The 23487-nt window shown below is 52.9% G+C and carries 20 protein-coding genes, 1 tRNA gene and 1 pseudogene; 6 read left to right on the top strand and 16 right to left on the bottom strand.

The features are described 5' to 3' along the window. Positions 1 to 2: 2 nt before the first annotated feature. The 9 genes and pseudogenes from RUM_RS05970 to RUM_RS05930 all read right to left on the bottom strand — a co-directional run bounded on the left by RUM_RS05970 (position 3) and on the right by RUM_RS05930 (position 7522). Positions 3 to 671: an ABC transporter ATP-binding protein gene (locus RUM_RS05970; RefSeq protein ID WP_015558280.1), complete on the bottom strand. Its 669-nt coding sequence runs from the start codon at positions 669 to 671 to the stop codon at positions 3 to 5. A 5-nt stretch (positions 672 to 676) separates the two neighbouring features. Next, complete coding sequence (locus RUM_RS05965) at positions 677 to 1327, bottom strand: hypothetical protein (protein ID WP_015558279.1); 651 nt, start codon at positions 1325 to 1327, stop codon at positions 677 to 679. A 138-nt stretch (positions 1328 to 1465) separates the two neighbouring features. Then, the gene (locus tag RUM_RS05960; protein WP_015558278.1) at positions 1466 to 2017 is read right to left on the bottom strand and encodes a hypothetical protein; all 552 of its coding nucleotides are present in this window, start codon (positions 2015 to 2017) and stop codon (positions 1466 to 1468) included. Further along, on the bottom strand, positions 2007 to 2525 hold the full coding sequence (locus tag RUM_RS05955) for an RNA polymerase sigma factor (protein WP_015558277.1): 519 nt from the start codon (positions 2523 to 2525) through the stop codon (positions 2007 to 2009). The genes RUM_RS05960 and RUM_RS05955 overlap by 11 nt, the downstream gene beginning before the upstream one ends. 235 nt (positions 2526 to 2760) lie before the next feature. Further along, entirely contained in the window at positions 2761 to 4443 is a 1683-nt protein-coding gene (locus RUM_RS05950; RefSeq protein WP_015558276.1) for a CHAP domain-containing protein, read from the bottom strand. Further along, positions 4401 to 5225 carry a phosphoadenosine phosphosulfate reductase domain-containing protein gene (locus RUM_RS05945; protein WP_015558275.1) on the bottom strand — a complete coding sequence of 275 codons (825 nt, stop codon included), beginning with the start codon at positions 5223 to 5225 and terminating at the stop codon, positions 4401 to 4403. The genes RUM_RS05950 and RUM_RS05945 overlap by 43 nt, the downstream gene beginning before the upstream one ends. Next, on the bottom strand, positions 5215 to 6015 hold the full coding sequence (locus RUM_RS05940; protein ID WP_015558274.1) for a class B sortase: 801 nt from the start codon (positions 6013 to 6015) through the stop codon (positions 5215 to 5217). The genes RUM_RS05945 and RUM_RS05940 overlap by 11 nt, the downstream gene beginning before the upstream one ends. Further along, positions 6012 to 7064 (bottom strand): annotated as a pseudogene (locus RUM_RS05935) (VirB4-like conjugal transfer ATPase, CD1110 family); the annotation flags it as partial. The gene RUM_RS05940 and the pseudogene RUM_RS05935, both read right to left, overlap by 4 nt. A 379-nt stretch (positions 7065 to 7443) precedes the next feature. Beyond that, positions 7444 to 7522: transfer RNA gene (locus RUM_RS05930), tRNA-Pro, on the bottom strand. Positions 7523 to 7874: 352 nt separating this feature from the next. Between RUM_RS05930 and RUM_RS05925 the strand changes: the two genes are divergently transcribed. Further along, complete coding sequence (locus tag RUM_RS05925) at positions 7875 to 8729, top strand: alpha/beta hydrolase (protein WP_015558272.1); 855 nt, start codon at positions 7875 to 7877, stop codon at positions 8727 to 8729. A 52-nt stretch (positions 8730 to 8781) separates the two neighbouring features. Here RUM_RS05925 and RUM_RS05920 read toward each other — a convergent pair whose 3' ends face one another. Further along, entirely contained in the window at positions 8782 to 10698 is a 1917-nt protein-coding gene (locus RUM_RS05920; protein ID WP_015558271.1) for a diguanylate cyclase, read from the bottom strand. A 240-nt stretch (positions 10699 to 10938) separates the two neighbouring features. Between RUM_RS05920 and RUM_RS05915 the strand changes: the two genes are divergently transcribed. Then, complete coding sequence (locus tag RUM_RS05915; RefSeq protein WP_015558270.1) at positions 10939 to 12078, top strand: glycoside hydrolase family 5 protein; 1140 nt, start codon at positions 10939 to 10941, stop codon at positions 12076 to 12078. 55 nt (positions 12079 to 12133) lie between these two features. On the opposite strand, the gene RUM_RS05910 is transcribed toward RUM_RS05915, so the two are convergent. From RUM_RS05910 to RUM_RS05895, 4 genes are all read right to left on the bottom strand, one after another. After that, positions 12134 to 13492 carry a penicillin-binding transpeptidase domain-containing protein gene (locus RUM_RS05910; protein WP_015558269.1) on the bottom strand — a complete coding sequence of 453 codons (1359 nt, stop codon included), beginning with the start codon at positions 13490 to 13492 and terminating at the stop codon, positions 12134 to 12136. Next, positions 13489 to 14790: an FtsW/RodA/SpoVE family cell cycle protein gene (locus RUM_RS05905; RefSeq protein WP_015558268.1), complete on the bottom strand. Its 1302-nt coding sequence runs from the start codon at positions 14788 to 14790 to the stop codon at positions 13489 to 13491. The genes RUM_RS05910 and RUM_RS05905 overlap by 4 nt, the downstream gene beginning before the upstream one ends. After that, positions 14790 to 15203 (bottom strand): FHA domain-containing protein, encoded by a 414-nt coding sequence (locus RUM_RS12630; protein WP_041326637.1) that lies wholly within the window; start codon positions 15201 to 15203, stop codon positions 14790 to 14792. Before RUM_RS12630 ends, RUM_RS05905 begins: the two co-directional genes overlap by 1 nt. 176 nt (positions 15204 to 15379) lie before the next feature. After that, entirely contained in the window at positions 15380 to 16693 is a 1314-nt protein-coding gene (locus tag RUM_RS05895) for a GDSL-type esterase/lipase family protein (RefSeq protein WP_015558266.1), read from the bottom strand. A gap of 175 nt (positions 16694 to 16868) precedes the next feature. On the opposite strand from RUM_RS05895, the gene RUM_RS05890 reads away from it, so the two are divergent. From RUM_RS05890 to RUM_RS05880, 3 genes are all read left to right on the top strand, one after another. Next, entirely contained in the window at positions 16869 to 18107 is a 1239-nt protein-coding gene (locus RUM_RS05890; RefSeq protein ID WP_015558265.1) for a BaiN/RdsA family NAD(P)/FAD-dependent oxidoreductase, read from the top strand. Then, positions 18104 to 19699, top strand: coding sequence for an NAD(P)/FAD-dependent oxidoreductase (locus tag RUM_RS05885; protein WP_015558264.1), 1596 nt, complete (start codon positions 18104 to 18106; stop codon positions 19697 to 19699). The genes RUM_RS05890 and RUM_RS05885 overlap by 4 nt, the downstream gene beginning before the upstream one ends. A gap of 100 nt (positions 19700 to 19799) precedes the next feature. Continuing rightward, the gene (locus RUM_RS05880) at positions 19800 to 20600 is read left to right on the top strand and encodes a helix-turn-helix domain-containing protein (RefSeq protein WP_041326300.1); all 801 of its coding nucleotides are present in this window, start codon (positions 19800 to 19802) and stop codon (positions 20598 to 20600) included. Positions 20601 to 20746: 146 nt separating this feature from the next. Here the strand turns inward: RUM_RS05880 and prfB are convergent, their stop codons facing one another. Next, entirely contained in the window at positions 20747 to 21874 is a 1128-nt protein-coding gene (gene prfB / locus RUM_RS05875; protein WP_015558263.1) for a peptide chain release factor 2, read from the bottom strand. Between the two features lie 204 nt (positions 21875 to 22078). Here prfB and RUM_RS05870 point away from each other — a divergent pair, with 204 nt between their 5' ends. Continuing rightward, entirely contained in the window at positions 22079 to 22978 is a 900-nt protein-coding gene (locus tag RUM_RS05870) for an RING finger protein (RefSeq protein WP_015558262.1), read from the top strand. Between the two features lie 101 nt (positions 22979 to 23079). Here the strand turns inward: RUM_RS05870 and RUM_RS13095 are convergent. Then, a partial coding sequence (locus tag RUM_RS13095; protein ID WP_041326299.1) for an EF-Tu C-terminal domain-related protein occupies positions 23080 to 23487 on the bottom strand: 408 nt, incomplete at its 5' end.

Below are 23487 nucleotides of genomic sequence, written 5' to 3'. Positions count from 1 at the left end.
AGTTATCCCTCCGAGAGCTTACCGTCCTTGATGATAAGCATACGGTCTGCCAACTTTGCAAGCTCCAAATTGTGCGTAATCATAATGAGCGTTTGACCGTATTGTTTATTTGCACTCCCCAGAAGCTCCATTACCTCTGCTGCACTTTTGCTGTCAAGATTTCCTGTCGGTTCGTCGGCAAGCATAAGCGCAGGATTTGTAAATAAAACTCTGCCTATGGCACAGCGTTGTTGCTGACCGCCTGAAAGCTGGCTCGGCAGATGACTTCTTCGCTCTTTCATTCCAAGCGTATCCAGCAATCGGTCAAGCGTTTCTTTGTCGGTTTTCTTTTTATCAAGGCGGCAAGGGAGCGTTATGTTTTCCTCAACCGTCAAAGTGGGAACGAGATTATAAAACTGATAGATTAAGCCCGCCTTTCGTCTGCGATAATAGGCAAGCTCCTTTTCGCTCTTGGCATATATATCCTCACCATCTACATACACCTTGCCGGAGGTGGGGCGGTCAATACCGGCAAGGATATGTAACAAGGTCGATTTTCCCGATCCCGACGGACCGATGATAGAAACAAATTCGCCTTTTTCTACGGTAAAAGATACATTGTCAAGTGCTTTAACCTCTGCCTCTCCCGCTTGATATGTTTTGCATAGATTACAAACATTCAGTATCGGCATATAAATCATTCCTTTGTAAGGCTTTCTTGTATTTTAGCTTCTGCTTCATCAAGATTGGCAAAGCTGGTAATTGCACCGTCAAACAGATCAGCATTGAAACGAATAGCTCCGTCGGACAAGATAACAGCAAAATGATCTTCTCCGAACATAGAATATTCGCAAATATCGTCATAGTAAAAAGTTTTTCCGTTGATTTCCGCACAGCTCTGTTCTGTTACTTCTTTCAAAAGGAAAATGCCCTCTGTTCCATTCTCCAAATGCGAGATTACAACAGACGAGTCATTTGCAGAAGCGTTATCCACACATTTCGGCAGCAAAACCGTTACCGTGCTGTCTGCTTTTGCATTTCCCGAAATAACCTTTGTGATTTTTATGGTAGCAAGTGCTTTTTGAGCAATTTCACCTTTGCCGTAGTCGATTTGAATATTGCGTACTGTTTCTATTGTACCTCGTACAATCGTATCGCTGTAACTGTTAAAGATTTCTTCCGAGGTCAATGGGGCGGGCAAGATTGTTGTTTTTTCAAATTCGTCAATGTAGGTAACCTTAATTCCTTTGGATCGCTCCAATTCAAAATCACCTTTGGAAGAACAGCCTGTAAAAATAAGGGTAGCTGCGATCAGCAAGAGCGAAAGTGTAAAAATGGTCTTTTTCATAAGTTTTGCATCCTTTCATAATTTGTTTTAGGCTTTCATGCCTTACTTATATAAACACAAAAGGCGAAATATCGGATGCAAAAAAGCAGGCATTTTTCAAAAGAAAACTGCCTGCTTTGCGGTGCTGATTTTATATTGTTAATCAGTTACTATTTTTTCAAAATAGTAAAATTGCCCATCGCCCTGCAAAATGATAACCTCGTCACTATATGGATATATCTTGGCTCCGATGATACTGTCTTTGTCGATCACGCTATCTGTCTGTATAATGTCCGTTTCGGTTAAAATTCCCGTAAATAAATCCGGGTTCTGTTTTAAGTCCGAAATATTGTTAAGTCCGTATTTGTCAATAACCAAGCGATTTGAAAAATAACCGTATTGCTCATTTTCGTATGAAATAGTGATTGAATAAAACACATCTTGCGCTATATGTTCCGGTTCTTTATTGAGAACAAATACAGCAGTAATGCTTAAACTGATAACCAAAACAAAAGTGGCAGCTAACGCACTTATCTTTCTAAAAGACCATACAGCAGCCGTTTTGTGCTTGTTTTGATTTGTGCCGAGCATTGCATAAACCTTTTCGTCAAGAGAAGTAAGGTCGTGCTTTTCTTCTGATTCAGACGAAATATTATCAGCCTGTGTTTCGATATACTGTTTCATTGCTTCTTTGATTTTTTTATCGTTCATATCCATCCTCCTTTAATCGAGCTTTCAGCAGCTTTTTTCCACGAGTGAGCTGTGATTTTACGGTGCCGTGTTTTCTGTTCAGAAAATCCGAAATCTGCGATGTGGATAATTCGTAATACAAATGGAGGATTAGCACATCCCGATATTCGGCAGGCATACTTTTTATATTCTGATAGATGATTTTGCAGCTTTCGTCTATAATAACACTTTCAGCAATGTTTTCATCACTTGCAAATTCATACTCAATGTCTGACAAGGAGACCGTTTGAATATGTCTGTCCCGTATCATATTAAACGACATATGTTTTACCGCCATTGTCACATAATATATACAATCTTTGCTGTCAACATCTTTTATCGCATCTAAATTTCGCATAATCGGGGGGATTGTATTATGTACTGCGTCCTCTGCATCCTGCGGATTTTTTAATATTTTCAATGCGACTGCATACATTGTGTTTTTATGCTTTTCATAAATGGCGGTCATTTTTTCAATTTCTTTACTCATACGACCTCCTAAATTATAAGACACTCTCTCAATAATCTATAACACGAAAAAAAGAATTTCGGATGCATTTTAGATAGTAGATTGAAAATTTATTTTTTCGCTGTTTTTAATTCCTCAATAGCGTTCCTTTACTGTCGTATCGTATATTTTAACACATAAAAGTTAAGAAATATAGTCTGCGTTTTGTTTCCTGATAATTATGTACCAACCGCCCCCAAAAAAGGCGGTTGATTTTTTAATACGCAGGCACTCCGTAACCGAGGAATTCATAATGCCCTACGGCATAATGATTTTCCCGGCAGGAATCCCCGGAATTGCCCTCTATGGTATAAATAATTCCGTCCTCAACTCGTTCGACAATTCCTACATGGTCGGATAGCCCGTCCTGCGGACCGGACGAACCCTTGTTGTTCCAATCGAAAAAGATAATCATACCCGGCGACGGCGTGGCGCTGTTGTCAATCCATTGACCTCTATCCTTAAACCATTGCACGCCGTTTGTGCAGCCTGCAAATTTCGGGATAATACCACTATCAATATACCCGCACTCATTCGCCGCCCACGAAACAAAACAGGCGCACCATTCCACACGGCTGTCAAAGCCATACCAACTCCAATACGGCTGACCGCCCACATTGCCAATCTGCGAGAGAGCAACGGAAACAATTTGTCCGTCCTCGGTGTAAATGCCATAAAGAACCGCGCTCCACATACTGCGGTTTTCTTCGGCAAGAAGTTCCGCAAGCTGCTTGCGCTGATCTGCATTGAATCCGAATTTATCTGCCATTTCTCCGGCGGTCTTATGAGCCACCGATATATACAGATAAGTCCGTGTGACCGTCGTTTTCGTTTCAACAATATTGCCGTGACCGTCATCCGTTTCGGTGATAATTTCCTCGGTCTTTGTTTCGGTTCGTGAGGATATGGTATTCATCTGCCAAAATATATCTTTTAGAATCGCTTTTTTTGAAGCGTCCATAGTGGCGACATCCTGCGGATTATTCGGATCGGTAGTAGTCTTAACCGCATAAACAGCCAAAACCTCCGGCCAGACGGCACGGGAGCCGGACATTTCCAAAACATCATAGGAGATATTCGTTTTGGTGGTGTCAAGCTGCGTTTGGTAATCGGTGTTGATTTCCTGTACCACGCTTTGCATTGTCATACTGCTTCCCGAATCCTCGCCCGAAAAAAAGATACCGAAACACGAGCCGACAATCAAAGCAATCAGGCATACCACAATGATAATCACAACGGCAACCCAACCGCCGGCGGCGATAGCGGAAATCAAGGCCTTTGTTCCGGCTATAATCGCCTTGACCGCCGCAACCGTGGCTTTGGCTGCCGCCTTTATCGTGGCAACGGTCGCTTTGGCGGTGGCTTTCGCCGCCAGTGCTGCCGTCCTTGCCGCTTTAGCCGAAGCCTGTGCGGTTTTTTGAGCGACTTTCGCTGCCTGTTCACTCGTTTTAATCGCAGTTCGGGCGGTCTGTTCGGCAGTCTTAACCGTTTTCTGTGCGGTCTTAACTGAACCCTTTGCCGTTTTAATTGTAGATTTACCCGTGGATTTTGCCGTCTGCTTGATCGTTTTTTCGCCACGCTCCAGCGTCTTAATGGATTTTTGAGCCTGCCGCTGCCGAAAATGCTCTTTTGCTTTGGAGATATTGTTTTTGGTAGATTGAACCCCACGGCGGCCTTGTTTGTCAAACTGCCGAACAGCCTCACGGGTGACGGTATCAGCACAGCCGGAAATACGGTCTGCGGCATATTCTTCGGCTGAACCCTCTGCAGAATAAACGCCGTGCTCCGCTTTGTCCTTTGTGCGGATATAGGCATCTTTCATCCGCTCTGCGGCAACCGCCGATTTATCAATCGTTTTTACTGTTCCTTTGACAACATTCTTTGTTTTGATGTCCGGCATAGCGTCACCTCCGATCCGAGCCGGGATAATTCTTTCCGTAAAGCAGCGTGAAACGCTCTGCTTCTGATATTGCCGCCTGCGACCTGCCATTCAGCCTCAAAGTCAAACCGGGCGGCAAGCTGACAGACAGAATAATTTTTGATAAAAGTCCTACAAGTGGTTTTGTCCCATTCTTCAAGCTGCCGCCATAAATCCGGGAAATTCCGATACAGCTTCCGCAGTTCTTCTAAACTTTGGAGCGGACAGCACCAACAGAAAACACGGCTGAAAATACGATATAAACCGCCCCAATCAAAACCTCTTGCATAGCAATAATCAAGGCAATCCTTTTCGGACATACCCCATTCCACAAGAGGATAGCAGGCAGTTTTTATGCGTTGGGTTTCGTCTGCGGCAATACCCACATACTCCATAATTTCATACTGTTCTTTCAGATCACGGAGATAAGCGTCAATGACACGGGTTTTGAGAATACCCGTACACCAGCGGTTGCGGGGGCCTGCCCAACTCATTCCCCGGTATTTTGAAAGAGCAGGATTTTTTCTTTTTGGGGTGTAATCGTAAAAGTAGTATTCAAAATCGTGTTCTGCTTTCAGACGGATAATCGGTCTGCCGATATATGCCTCCAAACGGTTCAGGTGTTCATACATCTGCGGGAATTCAAGCCCGGTATCACAGAAGATAATCAGATCAACCGGGCGCTGTTCTTCCAATAGCCGCAAAAGCATAGCCGTCGAATCCTTGCCGCCAGAAAGCGAAACAACATATTTTTTAGGTTTCATCGCCGTCCACCTCCACGGCGGGAGGAATAACCTGTTTTGCAACAACGACCATTCTGCCGTTTTGACGGCTGTATTCGCAGGTGGAAAGCGTAATCAGCTTATCGCCGTATTCGGCAGAAACGCCCGTATCGTATAAAGCAAGCTCCTTGCATTTGGCGATATAGGTGTTGAAATCCCCCGCGCTACCCGCATTGACAAAGTGGTAATACTTAAAACCTTGTTCAGAATAGGCGACGGTTTTGAAAGCTACGATAACCTCATATTCGCCAAAGCCGGACAGCGTATCAAAACGGATTGTTTTGTGTTCTCTGTAAAAATCCTCGTCCGTGTACTTGCAGAGATCGGCAAACATACTGCCGTTATTCATGTGATGGCCGTAAATTACGCAGTTGTCGGATAAACCGAGGTCGCAGTTTTCCTGCACATAGGGCACGCCGTAATCACTGTACTGCTTTTCAAAGCTGTGTTTCAGGTAGTAGTTCGGGTTGTCAATCGTCTGCATAACGGGATAGTCGATGTTTGTCCTCTCTATCGAAATCCAGCCCACAAAATCGCTGTTCTGTTCATACACCACAGCGTACTTTTCAAAAGCGGTTTGTTCAGGCTGCGGAGGTTCAGATTCCTGCGGCTCGTCGGCGGACGGCGTTTCGGCCTCCACAAGCGCGGCGATCTTGTCAAAGGCTTCGGCGCTCTGCTTTTCGTCTGCATACTGCCGCCAGAGCATAACGCCGGAGAAAAGGAAAAGGGCGGCACAAGCGGCCGCCCCGAACATCAGATATTTGCTTTTCATTGTGTTTGACCTCCCATAACGCCCTCGCCGGGTCTTGTGGTAATGAGTTTGTAAAGCTCGGTGTTTTTCGGGAACTTGTTTACAAACGGGACGAGAGAAGCGCCGTATTTCATTAACCCGCAGCCTGCGTCTGCGTTGGTAATATAGCTCATCTGCTCGGTGGAGATATTCAAAAGCTCGGAGAGTTTGGTGCGATCCGAAGCCGCTTGATTTAACATCACCACAAATTCCGAGTTGGAAAGCATTGTGCTTGCCTGCACGGAATCCAAAAGATACTCTACATTCTGCGTGATAGCGCAGGGGTGGGTATTCCTTTTTCTAAACTGCCGCCACGCCGAATTAAAGAAATTGGCGCTAAACTCATTCTCATAAACAACATGGAATTCGTCTATAAACAGGTGGGTTCGCTTGCCCTTTTTCCAGTTGGTCGTAACTCGGTTGAGCATAGCGTCGGTAATGGTGAGAAGTCCGGCGGGTTTTAGCTGTGCGCCGAGGTCGTGAATATCATACGAGATAATGCGGCTGGAAGTGTCAACATTGGTTTCGTGGGCGAATACATCCAGAGAGCCGGAAGTGAAAAGCTCCAAAGCAAGCGCCAGATCGTGCGCTTCCTGTTCGGGCTGTTCCAGCAGTTTTTCACGCAAGGTACAAAGGGTAGGCACTTTGCAGGTCTGCGCCTGCTCCTTGTAAACGGCGTCGGTGCAGCGGTCGATAATAGACTTGTGGTGAGCGCCTACGCCGCTTGGGTCAATCTGTTCGATCAACGACATAATAAACTGCGCCTTATCCACAATCGGGTTGTTATCGCCGTACCCCTCAACCATATCCATTGCATTGATACGGTCACGGCCACCGGCGGCAATCCGAATGACAGAAGCGTTTTGTTTCCCGATAGCCTGTATAAGCGGCGTGTATTCGCCCTCCGGGTCACAGATGATAATATCGTCGTTGGTGGCAAGGGCAAGGAAAATAATCAGCAGCTTTGCAAAGAACGATTTACCCGAGCCGGGAATTCCGAGCAGGAACATAGACTGATTCAAAAGGTTTGCCATAAATCCGGTGTAGATGATATCAAGCGCAAGCAGGAGAAAGAGGACGAGCGGCATGTGCAGATCGTTTCCAGGCTGACAGCGGTCGAAGCGTCCGCCAAGCAGGCGCACCACAGGCTGGATAGCCTGGAGGGGAAGATGACGGAGAAATAAAACCAGCCCCAGGGGGGTCATCCTCTGGGGCTGGTCATGTGTCATATTTCGTGTCATATATGTGTCGAAAAGGCGGTACAATGTGCATATTGCATGGCACATTTTGTATAAGGGCATCGCATTATGATGGAGAAGTGTACAAGCAAAAAATCCACTCATTCCTGCGTTTTTGAAGCATATAGCCATTCTTGCAATAGAAAACCCCTCCGGATTCCAGAGGGGTTAATGGTCGGGATGACAGGATTCGAACCTGCGAAATCTCTCGCTCCCAAAGCGAGCGCGATACCAAACTTCGCCACATCCCGATATTCGGTTTTCAGTGTATTCCGATGTCGCCAGGATCCTATCAGTCGTTGTCGTTCTTGACTTCTCGGAAAACCAACAATTCGCATGTTACAAGGAGTTCTAAAACTATAGGGAAAAGTAATGGATGTTGCCCCAAACCAGATACTCTACCAATTGCAGCATGCTTCATCATTTATAGTATACCACATGCAGCAAGGGTTGTCAAGATACTCCCCTGTAGCACTATAATGCAAAGTTTTTTGACAAACATACAATTGTGACAATCCCACACAAAGTATGCAGGATATTGCCTTGACTTTTCCTGCATTCTGCGCTATACTGAAATCCATCCATACAGAAAGAAGGTTCTCTATGTCTATTCAAACCATCCCTCTCACCGTCCCCTATGAAAAAGCGGGACTGGATGTGGCAGGACTGCATCCCACCCTCACCGCCGTGACCCTGGACTACAGCAAGGAGATTGGTCAGAAGCAGCACAGCGCCGTGATTCTCTGTCCAGGCGGCGGCTATGAATTCTGCTCCGACCGGGAAGCAGAGCCGGTTGCCATGCGGCTTGCAGGCTACGGCATCCAGGCATTCGTCCTGCGGTACAGCGTGGTGCATAAGCCATTTCCTACCGCCCTGCTGGAGCTTGCAGCAGCCGTCAGCTATGTGCGCAGCCATGCAGAGGAGTACGACATCCACCCGGATCGGATCGCTGTCTGCGGCTTTTCCGCCGGAGGGCATCTTGCCGCAAGCCTGGGTGTGTTCTGGAGCAGCAACCTGATCACCGGCGTATTCGGAGATCCGGCAAGCTGTCGTCCCAACGGGCTGATCCTGTCCTATCCGGTGATCACCGCCGGGCAGTATCAGCACGCAGGCTCTATTGACAACATCATCGGAGAAAAAGCCTCCCCGGAGCAGCGGCAGCTGGTATCCCTGGAAACCCAGATCACCCCGGATGTTCCCCCCACCTTCCTGTGGCACTGTGCGGACGACGGACTGGTTCCCGTGCAGAACAGCCTGCTGTTCCTGGAGGGGCTGAGCCTGGCAGGGGTATCCTACGAAGCTCACATTTACCCCAGCGGCGGTCACGGGCTTGCCCTGGCGGATCAGACCACTGCCATGGGCACCTGGCATCTGAACCCGGACTGTGCTGAATGGTTTGACCTGGCGGTCAGATGGATCAACCGGACACTGGGTACGCCCAGGCTGGCGGACGCATGAAAAAACGGACACTGGAATTCCAGTGTCCGTTTTTTGCAAGGGCTGTACCCGATTATCTTCTCACCCGGCTGCGGCGGTGGTGATCCTTTTTTTCCGTATACATCTGTTCATCCGCCAGAGCGATCCACTCATCCACCGTGGAATTGTAATCCGGCACGCCTACATGGAAGCCGCTGCTCATTTCGATCCGGTAGCATCTGCCGGAGGTGCGGTTGTATTCATTCAGCTTGCTTTGCAGGGTATGCACAATGGTAATGGGGTGCATGGACTCCTGGAATCTGCCTGCCATGACAAATTCATCTCCGCCGAACCGTGCCACCACGCAGGTGTCCGAGGAAAAGCCGTCCAGGAACCGGGCAAAGGCACGGATGGCGCTGTCCCCCTCCTGATGCCCGTAGGTATCGTTGATCTCCTTGAGTCCGTCCAGATCCAAGGAAATGGACATAAACTGTGCCCCTTCCTCTGCGCAGGCGGCAAAGAGCTTAATGGCATGGTTGTAAAAGCCCCGGCGGTTCATCAGCTCCGTCATGGGATCCCGCACAGTTGCACACTGCAGCTGGTCAATCATTTTTTGCAGTTGCACCCGGGTTCTGGCATTTTCCAGCACCACGCTGACGCTGCATACCAGATTGCTCAACAGGGACAGATCCATGACAATATCGGAGTATTCAACAGCGATATAGCCAATGATCCGATCCTGGAAGTGCATGGGTACAAAGAGAATGGCGCCGCAGCTTTCCACCTCGTAATCATAATTGGGCAGCAGATCCAGCCGGCTGAAATCATACGCCTGCTCCAGAATGTGATCCCGGCAGCACACCAAAGTGCGGATGGTGTTGGAGAAGCCCTTCACCGGATAGGGGCTGGCACCGGTCATGCCAAACAACTCCCGGTAGAAGTCATCACACACGCAGAACCAGCACTTTCCCGTCCAGAACTGCTGTGCCACTTCCCCCAGTCTGTCTACAACGCCCTGCGCCGTTTCCTCCGCCGTAATGGATTCCACAGAGCCGTTGACCCATTTCAGATAATGCTGCATCTGCTCCAGCTTCTGGTACAGTTCTTCCTTGACCTCACTGTTTACCGCACCGGAAAAGGATGCACAGCCGCAGGATTCCTGGAAGTGGGGAATACAACCCACATGCTCCTGTCCGGAGGACTCCTGCTGCCCTGCCAGTACCTGCGCCAGACGCTCCACTGCCAGTCTGCCTGCGGCATCCAGATCCGGCTGCGCCGTAGTGATGGAAGGACAGAAGTTCAGCGCCTTGCTGACCCCATCCAGCCCGGATACACATACATCCTGCGGCACCCGGAATCCAAGCTGCTCCAGTGCCCGGACTGCGCCGATCGCCATTTCATCGTTGGCGCATACGAACGCCTCCGGCATTTCCCCCTGCTCGCTGTAGTACCGGAGAACCGCCCGGTACGCAGGCTCATCCCAGAAGCTGCCGATCAATTCCCGGCTTGGCTCTACCGGAATGCCGCATTCCCGCAGCACCCGCTCATATGCCTCCCGGCGGATCCGGGAAACCGGATATTCCTCCTCCCCGCCCAGGTAGTTGATCTTAGTAAAGCCATGAGCCTCTACAAAATGGCGGGTCATCATTTCCACCGCATTGTCATAATTGATGGTGATGTTGCAGCAATCCTGCTCCGCTCCGTCCACGCACACTACAGGCAGACCCTCCTCCTGGGCACGGTGCTTCAGACCCTGCACCAGCTCCGGATCCTGCAGCGTGATATTAAACAGGATCAGTCCGTCAAACTGGGAGAAGTTCACCAGCTCATAAATGCTTCTGTCCCCTTCCCGGCTCTTCTTTCCGCTCCATTCGTCCGCAAAGGAATAAAACACATTCAGCTTAAAATCATGACTGTTACAGGCTTTGGTGATGCTTTTGAGCAGGGGCGTCTGATACTCGTTCCCCAATCCCCCGATGCATGCTGCGATACGTATACTGCGTTTTGACATACTACGAAACCTCCCGTACTCTTTGCAGATCTCCCGTCAGAACAGCACCACTGCATTGTCCCGTTCTGCGTACTTCCTTTTATTATAACATATATAAGCCGATTCGTCAATAAATAGACAGGCTCAAAAGAATATTGTTTTGTATATTGACGTACAATGCCGATTCCGGTATACTTACAATATAGGCAACCCTCACATGCCCTGTGGAATGCTGCCTGCCCTCTACAGAAAGGAAACAATATGAAAAAGATCAAATGGATCCCCCTGCTGCTGACCGCTCTGTGCAGTGCTTCTGCGGTTTCCTGCGGCAAAAACGACGCTTCCGGCAGTATGCGAGATATCTCCACCGCCCAGGTGGTCAAGGAAATGGGCGTGGGCTGGAATCTGGGGAACACCCTGGAGGCATGCGGCAGCTGGATTACCGGCTCCTCCGTGGAAAACTATGAAACCGCCTGGGGCAACCCGGTCACCACAAAGGAAATGATCGACGGCATTGCCGGTGCCGGATTCAAATCCGTCCGGATCCCGGTGGCGTGGAGCAATATGATGGCAGAGGATTACACCATCGACGCCTCCCTCATCTCCCGGGTCAAGGAGGTCATCGGCTATGTACTGGACAACGATATGTACGCCATTATCAACATCCACTGGGATGGTGGCTGGATCTCCAAGGCGGACGAAGACCATGACGGCACGCTGGAAAAATACAAAGCCGTATGGAAGCAGGTGACTGCGGAATTTTCCGACTACAGCGACAAGCTGATCTTTGAATCCCTCAACGAGGAGGGCGTTTATGAAAACACCTGGAACCGCTACAGCAATGTGGGAGACAAGGAAAAGGCTTTCGGCTTACTCAACGAGCTGAACCAGAACTTTGTGGATCTGGTGCGGGAATCCGGCGGCAACAATGCAAAACGGCATCTGCTGATCGCCGGCTATGCAACGGACGTGGATCTGACCTGTGACCCGGCGTTCAAGATGCCTGCGGATCCCCAGAACCGCTGCGCCGTCAGCGTGCATTACTACACCCCCTCCACCTTTGCCATTCTGACGGAGGATGCTGACTGGGGCAAGGCAAGAAGCACCTGGGGCAGTACCAAGGAGATCAATGAACTGAACGGATATATGGATAAGCTGAAGACCACCTTTGTGGACAAGGGCGTGCCGGTCATCATCGGGGAATTCGGTACCACGACCACCAATAAGGAGCCGGAAAGCGTCCGGCTGTACCTCCGCTCCGTGGCACAGGCAGCATGGGACCGGGGCATGTGCCCGATGCTTTGGGACAACGGAGAGCATTACGACCGCTCCACTTGCAAGTTCCGGGACGAGGAGCTGCTCCGGGGCTTACAGACGGTCATGCAGTCCCAGCGTGCCTAAACGATCACCCATAGAAATCAAACAGGCAGTATGCGTCAAGCATACTGCCTGTTTTTTATTTCAGTGCATCCAGCATCTTCTGTACGATCTGATGGGTGGCGATCTCACCGCTGACCCGGTTCTCGATCACCACGCAAAAGGCGATGGGGAAATCCGGATCGTCCACAAAGCCCACCAGCAGGGAATTTTCCTCCCTGCCCCCGTTCACCTGGGCAGTGCCGCTCTTGACGGCAATGTCATAGCCCTTGATCTTTCCGGCAGCGGCATAATGATTCTTACCGTTGTCCAGCATGATCTTCCGGGTCTCCTGGGCGGCAGCCACAGAAAACAACTGCCCCGTATACTCGGTGGAAGCGGTTTTCGTCACCTTGCCGGACACATTGGTCACGGTGTCGATCAGATGGGGTCTGGTGGACACCCCTGTCCCGTTTGCAACTGCACTCTGCCACATCATCAGCTGACAGGGACTCACCAGCGTCTCCCCCTGCCCCATGCAGCTCCACTGGGTATCAAAATCATGGATATCCTGCAAGGTAGTGGAGGCAGTCTCGCTGAGGATCCCGTCAATGCTGATGGTCTGCTTCTGATCTCCGTTCACCGCATAGCCCATGCTCCGGTACACGGAAATGATCCGATCCAGAGGCATGCCGGAACGCTCCAGCAGCTGAGCAAAGAAGGGATTGCAGCTGTTGGCAAAGCCCTGGAAGATATTCTGCTTGCCATGGCCGCTGGATTTATGACAGTTGATAGACTGCCGGTTGTCGTTCAGATAGCTGCCGGTGCAGGAATAGGACAGGGATTCCAGTTGCTCCGCCCCCAGGATCTCCGTTGCGGCGATCACTGTGGAAACCTTCTGGGTGGAGCCGGGCACTGTGCCGTAAAATGCCTTGCACAGCAGACTGCCCTCCGGAAAGTTGGCAATGTCCCCATAGCCCTTTGCCACATCCACACAGGGCTTGCTCACATTCACCAGCATCTCCCCGGTCTTATAATTATAGGCAATGGCAATGCCATCCTTTTTCCCAAAGGCACTGTAGGTGGCTTTGTTGGCTGCGTGATCCAGGGTAGTGTGAATGGCGGTTTTGCCAGTCTGCCGCATGCCGGTGGTAAAGCTGTAGTTGGTAAGAGACTCCAGATTCCGTGCCACCAGGGTATTGGTCATCTGTCCGCTGGTATCCCCGATCAGGCTGCCGATGTCGGCAAAATGTCCGCTTTCATAGCCCTCACAGCCGTTGATGCCGTCAAAGAGCACGTCTCCCTCCCGGTCATACACCATACCGTAGCAGGGCTTGCCGGACTGGGAAATGTAAAAGGATGCCTCCAGCTGGATCCGTACCACCAGTACGATCATCCCTGTCAGAAACAGCAGAAGCATCAGCGTGATAAGCCGTCTGCCGCGTAAGATACTTTTCATGCCGTCGCCTTTCTTTTCTTTTTCAATGCAGGCTTCTTTTTCTTGGGCACCTTCACCTCAGAATGGAACAGGGGGGACTGGGTTGCCTTCAGCAATCCCACCAGAAAGCCACTGGTGAGCATGGAGCTGCCTCCCTGGGAGATGAAGGGAATTGTGACCCCGGTAAAGGGGATCAGATTACAGGAACCGAAAATGTTCAGGGTCATCTGTACCACGAACACCGCTACCACTCCGTTGACGATGCAGGCGTGATAATAGGAACGGGGGGTATTGGTCAGACAGGTGCAGAGGATCAACAGAATGGTGAAGATGGAAAGCAGTGCCATCAGCAGTCCCCACTCCTCACAGATGGTGGAAAACACAATGTCCGTATTGGAGGCAGCTACCTTATGCAGGGTACCCTGACCAGGACCCTTGCCGAACCAGCCTCCCTCCGCAATGGCGATCAGCGCCTTGCACTGCTGATAACCGCTGCCGCTGGGATCCTTCCAGATGTCCGCATGCAGACGCTCCAGCACATAGGCTGGGGCGATCTTCACTGCCACTGCCGCCAGCACTGCACCGCCGGCACACAGCCCGGCAATGAGCTTTTTGGACAGCTTTGCCCGGGGATAGCAGATCCGGCAGATCATGCCGCAGCCTGCCACAGCCAGGAAGGTAGGCAGACTGCCCAGATCCCGGCACCACCACTGGAGCAGCACGATCAGCACCGTACAGCCGTACACATACCAGTTATCCCGGACGATCATGAAGCCCAGGGTCTTCTTTTTGTTCTGCTGGGCGGAGATGGAGGTGGCGCACAGCAGGACGAATACGGGCTTTAGAAATTCCGAGGGCTGGAGGGTGATGAACCCCAGGTCGATCCAGATGCCCCGGCTGCCGGTGAACAGCAGGATGGACAGCATCAGCACGCCAAATAACACATAATAAATGGGTTTGCGCCGCTCCGTGACCACAGCGTCCCGGGTCAGCAGATAGGCAATCTGGCAGAACACAAACGCTCCCACTGCCATCAGGTAATGCTTGAACGCAAAGCCCACGCCTCCGAAGCAGGACTGGAAGATCACGCTCATATTCAGCAGCAGCACCAGGGCGAAATCCGCCGTATAGGTAGCCTGCCGCATGAGCCGCAGTACGCAGAAGTAGATCAGATCCGTGCCCAGCACAATGGCTGCCAGCAATCCCACATCTGTCACAGCCTCGTAATTGCCCCGGAACAGAATGATCGCCAGCAGGGACATATGGGACAGCAGGATCAGCAGGATCAACCCGAAGTAGGATATTCCGTTTTTATACATCACGCACTCCTTTTCCGCAGGCACAGGGTGGTTGCCCCGATCCGGATCCGGTCATTTTCGTGGAGCCGCACAGAGGAGATCCGCTTGCCGTTTACATAAGTCCCCCCGGCGGAGTTCAGATCCGTGATCCGCCATACCCCGTCGCATACTGTCAGCAGTGCATGATACCGGGAGGCGGTGGCATCCTTCAACTGAATATCGGCAGCGCCGTGTCTGCCAATGAGGATCTCCTCCGCCCCCAGAGGGTACCGACGCTTGCTGTCCGCCAGCTCCATCCGGGCGCTGACCTTTTCCCAGACCCGTTCCGTCACACGGCGTTCCCGCCCGGTCATCAGCATCAGCACCAGGGCACATATATCTACGATCACCAGAGCCAGTGCGCATAGCAGCTCCCCACTCATGGGAAAATTCATCCATTCCTCCGGCACATCCGTCATTCCTTTCTTTGTCCGTATTTTTGCGGCAGCACCGCACGAAGCTTGTGCGGATTTGCCTGATATCTGTATCCCTCCCAGTATACTATATTCCCCGGCGGATGTCAACGCCCGGAGAACTGCAAAAAGCCGGGTATTACCCGGCTTCTGCGTGTTTATTGGTTTGTCAGCATGCGCCGCAGGATGCACAGGTCGGCACTGTCGATCACGCCGTCCCCGGTCAGCTCCGCAGCCTGCCAGTTGGTCAGGGTACCGGCACCCATGAGCCATTTTTGCAGCAGCACCACGTCTGCCACAGTGCATGCCCCGTCCTGATTCAGATCCCCTGCCACTGGCGTATCCCCGGTTTTGTATACCGCATCGTACATGGTCTGTGCCCAGAGCTGCCGCATGCCGTCATAGCCCTGCTCGCTGGGATGCACCCCATCGGCACTGAGCAGCTCCGGATGCTCCCGGAAATAGGCTTCAAAATCCGGGCCCTTTACCACATCCGGATAGTTCTCATAGATTTTGTCCACCATGGCGTTGTATGCCGCCAGATTGTCCCCTACCCCCGGCTCCGTGGCATAGGGGATCCTGGGCACCACCGGGATCTTGCCTGTCGCCAGCACCTGCTCCACCATGCTGGCAGTATTGGCATAATACTGCGCCGCACCGGTCTGGTTGCCCCAGGCATCGTTGGTGCCGTAAGCAATGCTCACATACTTCCCCGGAAACGCCTCCAGCCACCGCTCCATATTTGCAGCACCCTCCACGCTGCGAATGCCGCCGATGCCGCCGTTTTCCTGAATGGGGTAATAGGTGCTGTCGATCTGATGCACATACTCCGCAAAGCCGGTGCCGTAGCAGTTCATCATGCCGCAGGCGGTAATGGAATCCCCGTAGAAGATCCAGCTGTCGGATACACCCTCTGCTGTGGTATGCACATCCATGTTGATGGAGATATAGCCTCCCTCTTTGCCGTCACTACCGGTCACATGGAGCCGGATCCAGTTGCAGCCGGCCATATCCACCACATGCTGCCGGGAATGCAGGGTGTTCCCGGTTACAGTGGCTCGCACCTCCCAGCCCTCCTCCGGATAGGTACCGCCGGGAGCGCTGTTCACCTCAACGGTGTAATCCGAGGGCATGCCATTGGGACTGCCGTTGAGGATCGTGTAATCAAACTGCCCCGTAGCATTGTACCACACCAGCGTCACGCTTTTCCGCTGCGCCTCCGGTACGGCTGACAGGTCATAGGCAAGGTAATCCGGCGCTGTGGCATTCCAGAAGGAATAGTAGAACTTGTCGTTGCCGGATGCGGCTGCTCCTGTGCCGGCAGTGGAATATGCCGGCACCTCCCGGCTGATGACCGGGTTGGCAGTAACTGCTCCATAGGCGGTGAAATGCGCTGGGTAAGCCAGTACGCTGCTGCATACAAGCGCCGCTGACAAAACACCCAGCATGGTTCTCTTACGTCTGTGTTTCATGGTTCATCCTCCTTAAATGATTGTGGTCTTAAATTTAAGCTGTTCTTTTTACTAATGAAAGCATACCACAGATCCAGCCAAAAGTCAATGCCCGTGAATTGACTTCCCACCCGGGCTGTGCTATACTGAAAATAGCTTTGGGCAGACGCAAGCACTGCCCGTTACGGAGGGAACCATGACCCAGACACATACACAAATCGCCGTCATCGGCGGCGGCGCATCCGGCATGACCGCCGCATACACGGCTGCCCGGGCAGGGGCACAGGTCACCTTGCTGGAGCGGCTGCCCCGGGTGGGGAAAAAGCTGCTGCTCACCGGCAACGGCAGATGCAATCTCGGCAACATCCACCGGGAGCTGAACCACTATCACGGCTCCCTGCCCCAGGCAACGCAGATCCTTGCCCAAACCGATCCGGAAGCCTTTTTCCGCAGGCTTGGGGTCTGCTGCCGGACGGATCCGGAGGGGCGCATATACCCTATGAGCAACACTGCCGCATCGGTACTGGACGGACTGCGCTTTGCCTGCGACGATCAGGGGGTGCAGACCTGCTGTGATGCCCAGGTGACCGGCATGCGCCGGGACAAGGGCGGATTTCTTCTCACCACGCCCCAGGGGGGTCTGCATGCAGAACGGGTGATCTTTTCCGCCGGGGGCTATGCTGCCCCCAACTGCGGCACGGACGGCACCGCCATGGCACTGCTCCGGGGACTGGGGCATCCGGTACATACACCCCAGCCGGCTCTGTGTCCCATCCGGACGGATCCGGCAGCAGTCAAGGCTTTAAAGGGCATTCGGGTGCATGCAGCAGTCAGTGCCATACTGGGCAGCAAATGCCTGCGGCAGGAAACCGGCGAATTGCAGTTTGCGGACGGCACCCTATCCGGCATCTGCGTCTTTCAGCTGTCCGGGCTTGCCGCCCAATACGGCTGCAAATTGACCGTTTCCGTGGATCTGCTGCCGGAATGGAGCCGGGAGAAGGCATATCGCATGCTGTCTGAACTCCACACACAGCGCAGAAAACTGCCCCTGGAGGAACTTCTCACGGGCATGCTGCCCAAGCGGCTGGGACAGGTTCTCCTGCGGCGGATCACGGATGCTCCTCTGACGGAGCCTGCCTCCCGTCTGTCCCCTGGGCAATTGCAGCAAACCGCACAGCTACTGAAGGCCCTGCCCTTCCCCGTCACCGGCACCGCCCCCTGGCAGACTGCCCAGGTCACCATGGGGGGCATTCCGGGCAGTGCTCTGACGGACACCCTGGAATCCCGGATCTGCCCCGGTTTGTACATCACCGGAGAAGCAACGGATCTGTACGGAGACTGCGGCGGCTACAATCTCATGTGGGCGTGGGCATCCGGCATCTGCGCCGGGAAAGCCGCTGCCGGATCTCTGCACAGAAAGGAGTGCAACCCATGATTCTGATACGCAGCGTAACCCTGCCCCTGTCCTACACCCAGAAAACCCTGACGGATCTGGCGGCACAGCGACTGCATACGGACAGAAGGCAGCTCCAGAGCGTCACCCTGTTCCGCCGGTCAGTGGATGCCCGGAAAAAGCAGTCAGTTCATTTCACCGCCTCCCTGTTGGTCAACGCCCATCAGGAGGCCGCTCTGCTGGCAGCATGCAAAACCGACAAGGACGTGCTGCCCTATACTCCCTACCAGTACCATGTTCCGGCAAACCCCGGCAAGGTGCAGTCCCCGGTGGTCATCGGCAGCGGTCCGGCAGGTCTCTTTGCCGCCTATGTGCTGGCGCTTGCCGGCACCAGACCCATCCTGCTGGAACGGGGCTATGATGTGGACACCCGGACTGCGGCTGTACGCCGATTCTGGGAGACTGGCGTTCTGGATCCGGACTGCAATGTCCAGTTTGGAGAAGGAGGCGCAGGCACCTTTTCTGACGGAAAGCTGAACACCGGTACCAAGGATCCCCGGATCCGGTTCGTGCTGGAAACCTTTGCGGCATGCGGTGCCCCCGGCGAGATCCTCTGGCAAGCCAAGCCCCACATCGGCACGGATCGGCTTGCTCCCACGGTGCGGAATCTCCGACAGCGGATCTTAGGACTGGGCGGAACGGTACATTTCGGCGCATGCGTCACCGGTCTGGAGCAAAAGAATGGAAGGCTAAGGGCAATCCGGTATATCCAGGGAGGGGAAACCGTGCTCCTGCCGACGGAGCATGCCATTCTCGCCATCGGTCACAGTGCCCGGGACACCTTTTCCATGCTCTGGAGCATGGGGATCCCCATGACGCAGAAAAGCTTTGCAGTGGGCATGCGGATCGAGCATCTGCAAAGCCGGATGAACCAGACACTGTACGGAAAATTCGCCCACCATCCCGCTCTGGGGGCGGCGGATTACAAGCTGGTGACCCACCTGCCGGAGGGACGCAGTGTGTACACCTTCTGCATGTGTCCCGGGGGACAGGTGGTGGCCGCCGCCTCCGAGCCGGAACATGTGGTGACCAACGGCATGAGCTGCTTTGCCCGGGACGGGAAGAACGCCAACAGCGCCCTGCTGGTGGGGGTGCAGCCGGAGGATTTCGGCAGTGATCATCCCCTTGCCGGGGTGGAATTCCAGCGCCGGATCGAACATCAGGCATACCTGGTGGCAGGCAGAACCTACATGGCGCCTGCCATTACCGTGGGGGATTTTCTGCTGAACCGGACGCCAAAGGCATACGGGGCGGTACAGCCCACCTACGCACCAGGCACGGTGCTGCTGCCTCCGGAGGCATATCTGCCCCCGTTCGTCTGCCGCTCCCTGCGGCTGGCACTGCCCCGGCTGGGACGGCTGCTGCCGGGCTTCGATGATCCGGAAGCACTGCTCACCGGGCCGGAGACCCGAAGCTCCTCCCCTGTCCGGATCCTCCGACAGGAAAACCTTCAATCCGCCGGACTTGCCGGGCTGTATCCCTGCGGCGAGGGGGCAGGCTATGCCGGGGGCATCACCTCCGCAGCCGTGGACGGGATCCGCTGTGCAGAAGCGATACTGGGCAGCATGGCATAGCGTGCGTCAGAATTTGCTCAAAACGTCAAGCGCATGCCGGACAGATCTGGTATACTAAAGATACGATACCGGTATCCATTCATCAACAGGGGATGATCGCTTGAAGAACTTTGAAGTGCTGACCGAAGCCCTTGCATACATCGAACAGAACCTGGAGGAGGAATTCACCCAGCAGGATGTGGCAAACGCCTGCTATGTGTCCCTGTCCGGGCTGCAAAAGCTGTTTCGCTATGCGGTGCATTTCAGCGTGGGGGAATATATCAGCAAACGGCGTCTGACCCATGCGGCAAGACTGCTGTGCAGTACGGAACGCAGCGTCACGGAGATCGCTTTGCAGTTTCAGTACCATTCCCCAGAGGTATTTGCCCGGGCATTTTCAAGGCTCTGGGGCGTGAACCCCTCCGTATTCCGGAGCAGCCGGCGATTTACTGATTTGTATCCTCGCCTGCTCCTCAACCAGACTGGAGGTACTGATATGCCAAACCAACGTTTTGATATTTCTGAATTGTACGATTTTCTCGGAAGCCGCCGGGATTGTTACATCATCTGCTTTGACACGGTGCGGCTGATGGAAACCAATGACACATACGGCAGAGAAGCAGGGGATCTGCTGATCCGCACCTCCCTGGAACGGATCGAGCAGGAACAGGGAGAAAACATGCTGCTGGTGCGTGTGGGGGGCGATGAATATGCTCTGGTCACAGATATCCGGCAGCCGCAGGAGGCAGAGCAGTTAATGCAGCGTGTGCTTGCCCACAACGGAGAACCGGTACACTTCCGCCAGGGGCTGGAGCTGCCTTTGAGCCTCCGGGGCGGTCTGACCAAATTTGAAGGCGGCTGCATGAAATACAGCGAGCTGTTTGACCAGATCGAGCATACCATCAATCAGTCCCGCAGATAACCGGGCAAAATGCCGACAGAATATCGGAGCCGATCCGGACGGCAAAGGCGCTCAGGCAGTTGTAAGCGTATAAACACAAAACCCGAAAGCACGATGCTTTCGGGTTTTTCTTATGGCAACACGCACGAAGCATGTGCAGTGTTTCCTTATACTTCCTTCTGATTCAGAGTACCGTTACTCAATGCCTTTAAATAAGCATTGATGAATCCGTCCAGATCCCCATCCATCACGGCAGAAATATTGCCGTTTTCAAAGCCGGTACGGTGATCCTTCGCCAGGGTGTAGGGCATGAACACATAGGAGCGGATCTGGGCGCCCCATGCAATTTCCTTCTGCACGCCCTTAATGTCCGAAATCTTCTCCAGGTGCTCCCGTTCCTTGATTTCCACCAGCTTGGAGCGGAGCATTTTCATAGCAAAATCCCGGTTCTGAAACTGGCTTCGCTGTGTCTGACAGGAAACCACAATGCCCGTGGGAATGTGGGTCAGACGCACTGCGGAGCTGGTTTTGTTGATGTGCTGACCGCCGGCGCCGCTGGAACGGAATACGTCCATCTTCACATCCTCCAGTCGGATGTCCACTTCCATGCTGTCGTCAATTTCCGGCATAACCTCCAGTGCCGCAAAGGAGGTATGCCGTCTGCCGGATGCGTCAAAGGGGGAAACCCGCACCAGACGATGCACCCCTGCCTCCGACTTCAAGAAGCCATAAGCGTTCTGTCCTTCCACCAGCATGGAAGCGCTTTTCAGTCCAGCCTCGTCCCCGTCCAGATAATCCAGCAGGCTGACCTTGAAGTCATGCCGCTCCGCCCAGCGGTTGTACATCCGGTACAGCATCTGCGCCCAGTCCTGCGCCTCCGTGCCACCGGCGCCTGCATGGAACGTAAGGATCGCATTGGAGCCGTCATATTCCCCGGTCAGCAGGGTGGACAGCTTCTCCGCCTCCAACTCCTCCTTGAAGGACTCCACATCCTGCAGGATCTCCTCGTTGGAGCTGTCGTCATCCTCCTCCATGCAAAGATCGATCAGCGCAATGGTATCCTCCAGCTTCTGATTTAAGTGGCGGAATTTGTCCACCGTATTCTCCAGCTTGCGGATCTTCTGCATTACCTTCTGGGACTTTTCCGCATCATCCCAGAATCCATCGTATGTGACCTGAATCCGCAGATCATCCAGCTCGGACTGGGCGCGGGCAACTTGAAGTACATCTCCAAGCTCCTTCAGCTGGGGGCGATATCCAACAAGCTCTACTCGTAACTCATCCAGTAAAACCATATAAAACCATCCTTTTTCTCAATTGAAACTACTCAAAGCAATTCACTTTATATTATACTACAAATTCATTGAAACTGCAAATCTTTTCTTGAATTTTTTCGAAACTGTGGTATAATAGATACAAGTATTTCTGAACCCATCAGAATACATCGTACACAGCACGTTTTAGAAAGGAGAGCATCGGGCAGAGCCCGGTGAGAGTAAATGGATTATACCAACAAATTATGTTCAAAATGCGGAAAGCCCTTCCGACCGGAGGATGACGTGGTGGTATGCCCGGAGTGCGGCTCCCCCTACCACCGTGCATGCTGGGAGGAGGCTGGCGGATGCATCAATACCGCTTTGCATCAGTCCGGTGGCAGCTGGCAGGCTCAACAGGACGCTCAAAACCAGCAGCGCAAGGAATGCCCCCGCTGCCACTATCAGAACCTTCCGGACGCAGCCTTCTGTTCCGGCTGCGGCATGCCGCTCCAACCAACCGGCACACCGGAATCCGGCGAACCCCAGGTGGAAATGGCTGGGGTACGCATCGATCCGGATCAACCCCTGCTGGGCTTGAACCCGGAGGAGGATCTGGGCGGTGTCACCGTAGCGGAGATGGGGGATTTCGTAGGTTCCAACCAGCTGTACTATCTTTCCCTGTTCACCGCCATGAAGCGAACCGGCAAGAAAATTTCCTTTAACGCCATGGCGCTGCTTTTCCCCCATATTTTCTTTGTGAACCGAAAAATGTGGCTGTGGACGCTGCTCTCCCTGATGGTGCAGTTTGTTCTGGGAATCCCTTCCGCACTGCTGCTGATGGGACAAATGGAGGGGTTCTCCCTGATCGCAAACCTGTTCCACACCAATACAACGCTCTTTCAGCTGCTGGTAAGCGGCTGTTCCCTGCTGGATCTGGCATTCTCGGTGTTCATGTGCCTGTATGCCAATTACCTGTACCGACAGCATGCCATCCGAAAAATCACACGACTCCGTGCCCGGAATTATCCCCTGCCCCAGTATCGGGAAGCCATAAAGCGTGCAGGCGGCACATGTCTGCCCCTGGCGATCGCCTTTGTACTGATCTGGATCATCATGCAGTTTTACAGCACTGGTATGATGTAAGGCTCCCATAAATCAAAAAGCGCAGAAGATATCTTCTGCGCTTTCTGTTTGCCCGGATACAAAAAGGGAAGGCGTTATGCCTTCCCTTCTTATTATTTTAATTAGCCATTGATCTTGGTAACAACGCCGGAACCTACGGTTCTGCCGCCCTCACGGATAGCGAAACGCAGACCTTCCTCGATAGCAATCGGGGTAATCAGCTCAACGTCCATCTCAACGTTGTCGCCAGGTGTGCACATCTCAACGCCCTCGGGCAGGGAGATGATACCGGTAACGTCAGTTGTTCTGAAGTAGAACTGGGGTCTGTAGTTGTTGAAGAACGGTGTATGACGGCCGCCCTCTTCCTTCTTCAGGATATAAACCTGGCCCTTGAACTTGGTGTGGGGATGAATGGAGCCGGGCTTGCAGAGAACCTGACCTCTTTCAACCTGGTCTCTTGTGATACCACGGAGCAGAGCACCGATGTTGTCGCCAGCCTCAGCGTAGTCCAGGGTCTTACGGAACATCTC

The organism is Ruminococcus champanellensis 18P13 = JCM 17042 (genome assembly GCF_000210095.1).
In the GTDB taxonomy this organism is placed as follows: Bacteria; Bacillota; Clostridia; order Oscillospirales; family Ruminococcaceae; genus Ruminococcus_F; species Ruminococcus_F champanellensis.
The sequence above is the reverse complement of the archived record's forward strand: the minus strand, read 5'-3'. Positions and strand labels throughout refer to the sequence as shown.

What these genes read in the sequence shown, in the direction of transcription:
- RUM_RS05950 (WP_015558276.1), bottom strand. Translation starts at nt 4,443, where the DNA reads ATGCCGGACATCAAAACAAAGAATGTTGTCAAAGGAACAGTAAAAACG.
- RUM_RS05885 (WP_015558264.1), top strand. Translation starts at nt 18,104, where the DNA reads ATGATTCTGATACGCAGCGTAACCCTGCCCCTGTCCTACACCCAGAAA.
- RUM_RS12630 (WP_041326637.1), bottom strand. Translation starts at nt 15,203, where the DNA reads ATGAATTTTCCCATGAGTGGGGAGCTGCTATGCGCACTGGCTCTGGTG.
- RUM_RS05970 (WP_015558280.1), bottom strand. Translation starts at nt 671, where the DNA reads ATGCCGATACTGAATGTTTGTAATCTATGCAAAACATATCAAGCGGGA.
- RUM_RS05925 (WP_015558272.1), top strand. Translation starts at nt 7,875, where the DNA reads ATGTCTATTCAAACCATCCCTCTCACCGTCCCCTATGAAAAAGCGGGA.
- RUM_RS05915 (WP_015558270.1), top strand. Translation starts at nt 10,939, where the DNA reads ATGAAAAAGATCAAATGGATCCCCCTGCTGCTGACCGCTCTGTGCAGT.
- RUM_RS05945 (WP_015558275.1), bottom strand. Translation starts at nt 5,225, where the DNA reads ATGAAACCTAAAAAATATGTTGTTTCGCTTTCTGGCGGCAAGGATTCG.
- RUM_RS05910 (WP_015558269.1), bottom strand. Translation starts at nt 13,492, where the DNA reads ATGAAAAGTATCTTACGCGGCAGACGGCTTATCACGCTGATGCTTCTG.
- RUM_RS05870 (WP_015558262.1), top strand. Translation starts at nt 22,079, where the DNA reads ATGGATTATACCAACAAATTATGTTCAAAATGCGGAAAGCCCTTCCGA.
- RUM_RS05895 (WP_015558266.1), bottom strand. Translation starts at nt 16,693, where the DNA reads ATGAAACACAGACGTAAGAGAACCATGCTGGGTGTTTTGTCAGCGGCG.
- RUM_RS05960 (WP_015558278.1), bottom strand. Translation starts at nt 2,017, where the DNA reads ATGAACGATAAAAAAATCAAAGAAGCAATGAAACAGTATATCGAAACA.
- prfB (WP_015558263.1), bottom strand. Translation starts at nt 21,874, where the DNA reads ATGGTTTTACTGGATGAGTTACGAGTAGAGCTTGTTGGATATCGCCCC.
- RUM_RS05940 (WP_015558274.1), bottom strand. Translation starts at nt 6,015, where the DNA reads ATGAAAAGCAAATATCTGATGTTCGGGGCGGCCGCTTGTGCCGCCCTT.
- RUM_RS05920 (WP_015558271.1), bottom strand. Translation starts at nt 10,698, where the DNA reads ATGTCAAAACGCAGTATACGTATCGCAGCATGCATCGGGGGATTGGGG.
- RUM_RS05905 (WP_015558268.1), bottom strand. Translation starts at nt 14,790, where the DNA reads ATGTATAAAAACGGAATATCCTACTTCGGGTTGATCCTGCTGATCCTG.
- RUM_RS05955 (WP_015558277.1), bottom strand. Translation starts at nt 2,525, where the DNA reads ATGAGTAAAGAAATTGAAAAAATGACCGCCATTTATGAAAAGCATAAA.
- RUM_RS05890 (WP_015558265.1), top strand. Translation starts at nt 16,869, where the DNA reads ATGACCCAGACACATACACAAATCGCCGTCATCGGCGGCGGCGCATCC.
- RUM_RS05965 (WP_015558279.1), bottom strand. Translation starts at nt 1,327, where the DNA reads ATGAAAAAGACCATTTTTACACTTTCGCTCTTGCTGATCGCAGCTACC.